Below are 6,077 nucleotides of genomic sequence, written 5' to 3'. Positions count from 1 at the left end.
TCATTAGGCACAGCTTTAGCGACGCTGATGGATATTGTCACAGCACCGTAGGTATCGGTCCAACCTTTAAGGGGTACTAGCCACTTCTTATCATTTTATTTCGTGAAAAAAATTGGCGTCGGCCTAACTATCGTTATAAATGTATCATTGGCTTAACCTGCAGAATGTCGACCAATTCTCTACTTTATTTATGTGTCTATTTGCAAAATAGGCTTTTCCTAAACAAAACTCGGAATTTACATACGCATAGCGAATGACAATCATTCTCCATGAGAACAACGCTGTTTAAACCAGATTGCTCGGATCGAATCTTTAAGAAAGTGGATAATCTTTCAAAAATGATTGTATTAGCGTAATCACAACGAGTTATGCTTCTTAGTAGCAAATGAGTCGAGCAAAGCTATGTGTTGCTCAGACGCTAACAATGAATGTAAACGCAGATTTCAGGATAACGTTAAAAAAATTAGATGATGAAGACGATTACTGAACAAGAATACACACAATTTCAACTGCTAAAGAAAATGTTTATACAGGCAAGTTGACATCCTTGGAGTCTATATCTAGTCAAAGTTGCACAAGCCCTTGTAAATAGTGATTTAATCATCTACAAAATGATATTCATCACCCTAAATAGCCAAAGAAGGTTTCAACGTAAACAATTTTATTTGAACATTCGCAACACGACGTTTAATGTGAAATATCTGAAGTAAGAAGCAATATTTGCTTATAGGATTGTGTTAAATGCCATATTGGATGGCGGAATTTTTGTATGTTGTTCTAATGTCTAAGCGATGCTTTTTTTCTTTCTCATTGGGGATTTTCCTGTTCTTCTTGATAAGCGCTTACGGTCACCATGCTATGGAAAGTTTTCAACTACAAGGAGTTTTTAAAGGAATTGAAAATGTTATCAGAGATAGATTTCTTAGACGGTACGATAAACTAGCTCTCGGCGCTCTGGTTGCCTGCTGGATTCTAGCAATTAAGTTTTATATCAAAGATAGAAAGCGTTTCTTATAAACCTGAAAAGCCATGACATGACATATCAATTTGTCGCTCATTGAAATCGTAATAATAACTGTTATTACGATTTTAAATTGTCAGGATATAGTGTTATCCTGTTCGAATGAAATATCATCCCATTACTGACACCATCGACCTACAAGCGTCACTGCGAGATATTCTTGACACTCAAGAATTTAAATCGGTGTACCCTACTTTGTCTGAGTATCTTGATTCATTCGAGCAGCAAGGTATTCCTGCAAAAAACGATTTGAAGCAATTGCTTAATTTTTTGGTAACAGGCTTAAGCAATGCAAAAGGTACGCAATCAAGGTTCAGAAACGAGGCAGAGAGATTCACCTTGTTTTGCTGGCACGAACGCGGAAAATCAGTTCTCGATATTAAGCTTGAAGACATAAAGCTTTATATCGATTGGATTTGGTCACCACCAAAAAATTTAATTTCTGATACAACGATATCGAGCCGCTTTAAATACAGATCTAATTCAGATATTCGTGTTGTCAATCCAGAATGGCGCCCTTTCGTGCATCGCGCGCCCAAGGCAAATCGGAAAATCGAGTCATTTATTGCACCCGGCAAGGCTTCCAGTATCAAACATGCCTACAAACTTAGCCAAACTTCACTTCGCAATTCATATGCATCATTAAATGTTTTTTTTAAATGGTTAATCGATGCTGAACTGGTTATGCGTAACTATTTGGCTGATGCCAAGAAAAACTGTAAATATCTGACTAAAGGAAAAATATATCAGCCACCACATACGTTTGATGATGAGGTCTGGGATACATTTATCCAATCCCTTACAGATGCAGCTAACGAAAACCCTAAGTTTGAAATTCACAGATTTGTAGTGTTATCGCTAAAAGTATTGTTCTTAAGAATCTCAGAACTATCTTCACGTGACTATTACACCCCTTTGTTCAATCACTTTCGACCGGATCCTAGTAATGAAGGCTGGGTATTGCATGTCGTAGGCAAGGGAAAAAAAGAACGTGTAGTAACGGTACCTGATTCATATATCGAAAACGTGCTGGGTAGATACCGGGAATCGATGGGCTTATCTCCCCTTCCCAGAATCGATGAGGACACTCCAATCCTCCCATCTATGAAAACTGGGAAAGCGCTTAAGCAAGACAGTGTCAATAATATTGTTGAAGAAACGTTTGACTTGGTTATTTCTACTCTTATGAAGAGTGGAAAGAAACAACAGGCGCTTGATATTGCCGGTGCATCATCACATTGGTTGAGGCATACCGGCGCTACTCAAGCATTAGATGAATTGAATGAAACTATGTTAGCCGAAGAACTCGGCCATGCCAGTGTAAAAACGACAGTTGAAATTTATGTTGCTCCGGCACACAGAGATAGAATACGCAAAGGTTCACAACGAAAGCTCTAAGCACAAAATCCATTATTCTGAACTTGGAAATAGCATATCTTAGGGAAACTGCGAATAAGTCCTGCAATTTAGTTTTTGAACCAGCCTTTGCATTCGCCGTTTAATTTTTGAACGGTAAATTCTCAATTTCGGCCAATATACTACCTTTTTAGGCCTGATTTAGGCCTTATTCCGGGTTATTCCCGGATTTCAGACAGATCTTGGCTGTCGTCGCAACATCTGGTCTACTTTAAACAGGTTTGCCAAGGTGCATAGCATGGCTAACTGTGAGTCATTTTTCATCAGTCCTTTGTACCGTGCTTTGATAAAGCCAAACTGACATTTGATGATCCGAAACGGATGCTCCACTTTCGCCCGGATGCTGGCTTTTAAGTATTCGATGTTAATGGCCGTTTTGTTTTTGCGAGGATGCTTTTTCAGTGCCCGGACTTTTCCGGGGCGTTCGGCAATCAGCCATTCCACATTTGTATCTTGCAACTCTTCCCGTTTCTCTGCTCCCTGATAACCGGCATCGCCGGAAGCGAATTCTTCTTCGCCATGCAACAGGTTTTTCAACTGATTCAGGTCATGCTCATTGGCGGCGGTGGTTACCAATGTATGGGTGAGACCGCTCTTGGCATCCACACCAATATGGGCTTTCATGCCGAAATGCCATTCATTACCTTTCTTGGTCTGATGCATCTCCGGGTCACGTTCATTCTTTTTGTTTTTAGTGGAGCTGGGCGCTTCAATAATCGTCGCATCCACCAATGTGCCCTGCGTCATCATCACACCGCAGTCCGAAAGCCATTGGTTGACCGTTTTGAACAATTTGCGAGTCAGCTTGTGCTTTTCCAGCAAGTGCCGGAAGTTCATAATGGTAGTGCGGTCTGGAATGGCTTTATCCAATGACAGTTGCGCAAACTGGCGCATCGAAGCAATTTCATATAACGCATCTTCCATTGCCTCATCACCAAGGCTATACCATTGCTGCATACAGTGAATGCGAAACATGGTCTCGAGCGCATACGGACGTCTGCCATTGCCTGCTTTAGGATAAAAGGGTTCAATCACTTCCAGCAGTTGAGACCACGGCAGCAGGTTATCCATTCTGGATAAGAATATCTCTTTACGGGTCTGACGGCGCTTACTGGAAAACTCGCTGTCAGCAAAGGTTAACTGGTGACTCATGAGCGGTAATGTTTGTGATTTACTATGCAGCTATGATCTCACATCGGGGACTTATTCGCATCTTCCCTAACTCATCTTCGGTGATATTAGATTTAATTCGTGGATAAGCTGTCTGATAGATAGCGGCCATCGACTTAAATTTTCTCTGATAGATGCATTATTGTGTAAAAGCATCGCGTTATAGTTATCAGGTTTCTAGTCGTCATTTGGATATGCCTAGATTAGTCGCAAGTGGCTTTCATTGCTTTATTCCTTGTGATGGCCTGCCATTACGTCGCCTGAATTGAGATGCCAAGCATTTTGAACAATCGCAAACAACAGTAATACCAACGCCAACAGCAACAGTTCGGTTTGATACACATTGACCGCATACTGAATTTTGAGACCCATACCAGAAACAGCGGAAGGAAACAAAATGGCGATAAAACTTAAGATGGTCGGCAGCAGCGGGGTACAACACAACAGGGGGCTTACAATCCCGATAACTATGCCGCCCGCCGCTGGTGCCGTTCTGCAATGGGTCTTCTTGCGTATCAGTTGAACCCATAAATTGATGAGAACGCTCTCCAGCGTTGCGAACAAAAACGCAAATAGCGCGATTCTCAGATTAAGATGTGCAAAAGAACGCAAGCCAATATCGGAACCCAGTTCATGCGCTGGCAGGACAACCAAGTGGACGACCAGCACCAGACTAAAGAGGATCGCGGTACGCCGTTTTGAGTGAGAATCCTGAACCGGCGATTGAAATGCATACACTACAAGTGACCAGAGGCGTTTTATAGAGTTTGTAGCGCGCTTCACTATCGCATTCATTCTTCTTTGCCGTTTGTCGCAACTTTGTAAGTTCCCCAGAACATCTCCGGTAACACGCAAACCAGTGGTGTACCGATCAGTAAAGAGAGTCCTAATCCGTTAAAGGTGAGCCATTGTATCCACTGCATCCCAATGCCTAATGCCAACATGGCGGAACCCAGAAAAAATGGCCCGCTGAAAAAACAATGCATTCGCCCACATTGACTCGCATTTCTTAAACAGGCATATCCCATCCAACTTAAAGCGATCGCCCAGATACTGCCGGTCATCCACGGTGCAAGTTGCATCATGCCGGTAATCACTATGAGTATCGCTGGCAATACCCAGGTGAGAATAAATCGGCCTTTATTGGCTACCCAGTCGTGGGGGCCGGTTTCACATTTCTCTGACATCGTATACTCCTTTGTTATGGCGATCAGGCCAGTTGGCGCAGCTCCGACAGCTGTGAATCCAATGCCTGCAAGTAAGCCTGGCGTTCATCAATTTTGGTTTGCAGTTCGCGCATGGCGGCTTCACAGGCTTGCTGGTCGCCTTCGTTGATGGCGTAGAGCAAGGGTTTTATATCCAGGATCAGCAGGCCCGCCGCACGCGCTGCGCGAATGAAGCGCAGCCGGTTTAAAGCGCATTGATTGTATAAACCGAAACCACCCGCGGAATGCTCTGGGCAAAGTACCAAATTTTCCAAGACGTAATTCCTGACGGTATGCACTGTGGTTTGCGCGGCTTTCGCCAGTTGCGAGATCGTCAGGGGAAATTCGAGTGCCTGCCCATCGGCATCCATGAATGCCGCAAAGTCGGGGATCACCTCAAAGTATCGTGACACATCTTTTGACACGGCGGCTTTTGACATGGGTTTGTCTCCGTTCGTTTCAAACACTGCGGCCTGGCCACAACGCTTCAGTCGTTTCGGCATCGGCTGGCCGCGCCAGCCGATAGCCATGTAATACATCACAGCCAAGCTTCTCTAAAAGTTGTTGTTGAGTGGCCGTCTCAACCCCTTCCGCGACGATGGATAAATTCAGGTTATGGCCAAGGGTGATGACGCTTTCGGTAATGGCGCGATCCTTTGGCTCGGTTGTCATATGCGTGACAAAGGTTTTGTCGATTTTTAGGCGGGTCACTGGGCAGCATTGCAAGCGTGCCAGCGACGAACTCCCGGTACCAAAATCGTCGATGGACAGGCGAATGCCCAGCGCCTGGCAGCGATGCAGGTTTTCGATCAGGATTGGCGTATCCTCCAGGGCCAGTGTTTCGGGTAATTCCAGTTCCAATGCCGGAGCAGGCAGTCCCGTATCACGCAATATCCTGGCAAGGTCTTCGACAAAGTCAGGTTGGTGGATTTGTAAGGCAGAGACGTTGATCGCGATGATACCCTCGGGTAAACCGTGTTGACGCCAATGCATCATCTGTTGACAGGCCGCCCGTAAGACAAACGCGCCCAGTTCCAGAATTAATCCGCTTTGTTCGGCAACGGGAATAAAGGTGTCTGACTGGATCAATCCTTCAGTTGGATGTTGCCAGCGAATGAGCGTTTCAGCGCCTTCCCAGCATTGGTGTTGAACATCCCATAGAGGCTGGTAAAAAGGAACGAATTCACCCTTGTTCAATCCATCCGCCAACGCATTGACCGTTGGGGCTGTCAGTGAATGCGTGGCGGGTGCCGTTCCCATACTGC

Annotated in this window: 6 protein-coding genes; 1 reads left to right on the top strand and 5 read right to left on the bottom strand. The window is 44.5% G+C overall.

All coding sequences use genetic code 11. The annotated features are described in order from the left end of the window. The first annotated feature begins 1,123 nt into the window (after positions 1 to 1,123). On the top strand, positions 1,124 to 2,419 hold the full coding sequence (locus tag AC27IB_RS05700; protein ID WP_123324671.1) for a tyrosine-type recombinase/integrase: 1,296 nt from the start codon (positions 1,124 to 1,126) through the stop codon (positions 2,417 to 2,419). A 189-nt stretch (positions 2,420 to 2,608) separates the two neighbouring features. On the opposite strand, the gene AC27IB_RS05695 is transcribed toward AC27IB_RS05700, so the two are convergent. The 5 genes from AC27IB_RS05695 to AC27IB_RS05675 all read right to left on the bottom strand — a co-directional run bounded on the left by AC27IB_RS05695 (position 2,609) and on the right by AC27IB_RS05675 (position 6,072). Continuing rightward, the gene (locus tag AC27IB_RS05695; RefSeq protein ID WP_105934130.1) at positions 2,609 to 3,589 is read right to left on the bottom strand and encodes an IS5 family transposase; all 981 of its coding nucleotides are present in this window, start codon (positions 3,587 to 3,589) and stop codon (positions 2,609 to 2,611) included. A 246-nt stretch (positions 3,590 to 3,835) separates the two neighbouring features. Further along, positions 3,836 to 4,402 carry a hypothetical protein gene (locus AC27IB_RS05690; protein ID WP_040133153.1) on the bottom strand — a complete coding sequence of 189 codons (567 nt, stop codon included), beginning with the start codon at positions 4,400 to 4,402 and terminating at the stop codon, positions 3,836 to 3,838. Then, positions 4,399 to 4,794, bottom strand: coding sequence for a hypothetical protein (locus AC27IB_RS05685; RefSeq protein WP_101566845.1), 396 nt, complete (start codon positions 4,792 to 4,794; stop codon positions 4,399 to 4,401). The genes AC27IB_RS05690 and AC27IB_RS05685 overlap by 4 nt, the downstream gene beginning before the upstream one ends. Positions 4,795 to 4,817: 23 nt before the next feature. Continuing rightward, positions 4,818 to 5,252 (bottom strand): MerR family transcriptional regulator, encoded by a 435-nt coding sequence (locus AC27IB_RS05680; protein WP_011711644.1) that lies wholly within the window; start codon positions 5,250 to 5,252, stop codon positions 4,818 to 4,820. 19 nt (positions 5,253 to 5,271) lie between these two features. Beyond that, positions 5,272 to 6,072, bottom strand: a complete 801-nt coding sequence (locus AC27IB_RS05675) for a putative bifunctional diguanylate cyclase/phosphodiesterase (RefSeq protein WP_487119519.1) — start codon at positions 6,070 to 6,072, stop codon at positions 5,272 to 5,274. Positions 6,073 to 6,077: the final 5 nt, after the last annotated feature.

Source organism: Alteromonas sp. 4NH20-0104, from assembly GCF_057547795.1.
This window is presented reverse-complemented; position numbering and strand designations above follow the sequence as displayed.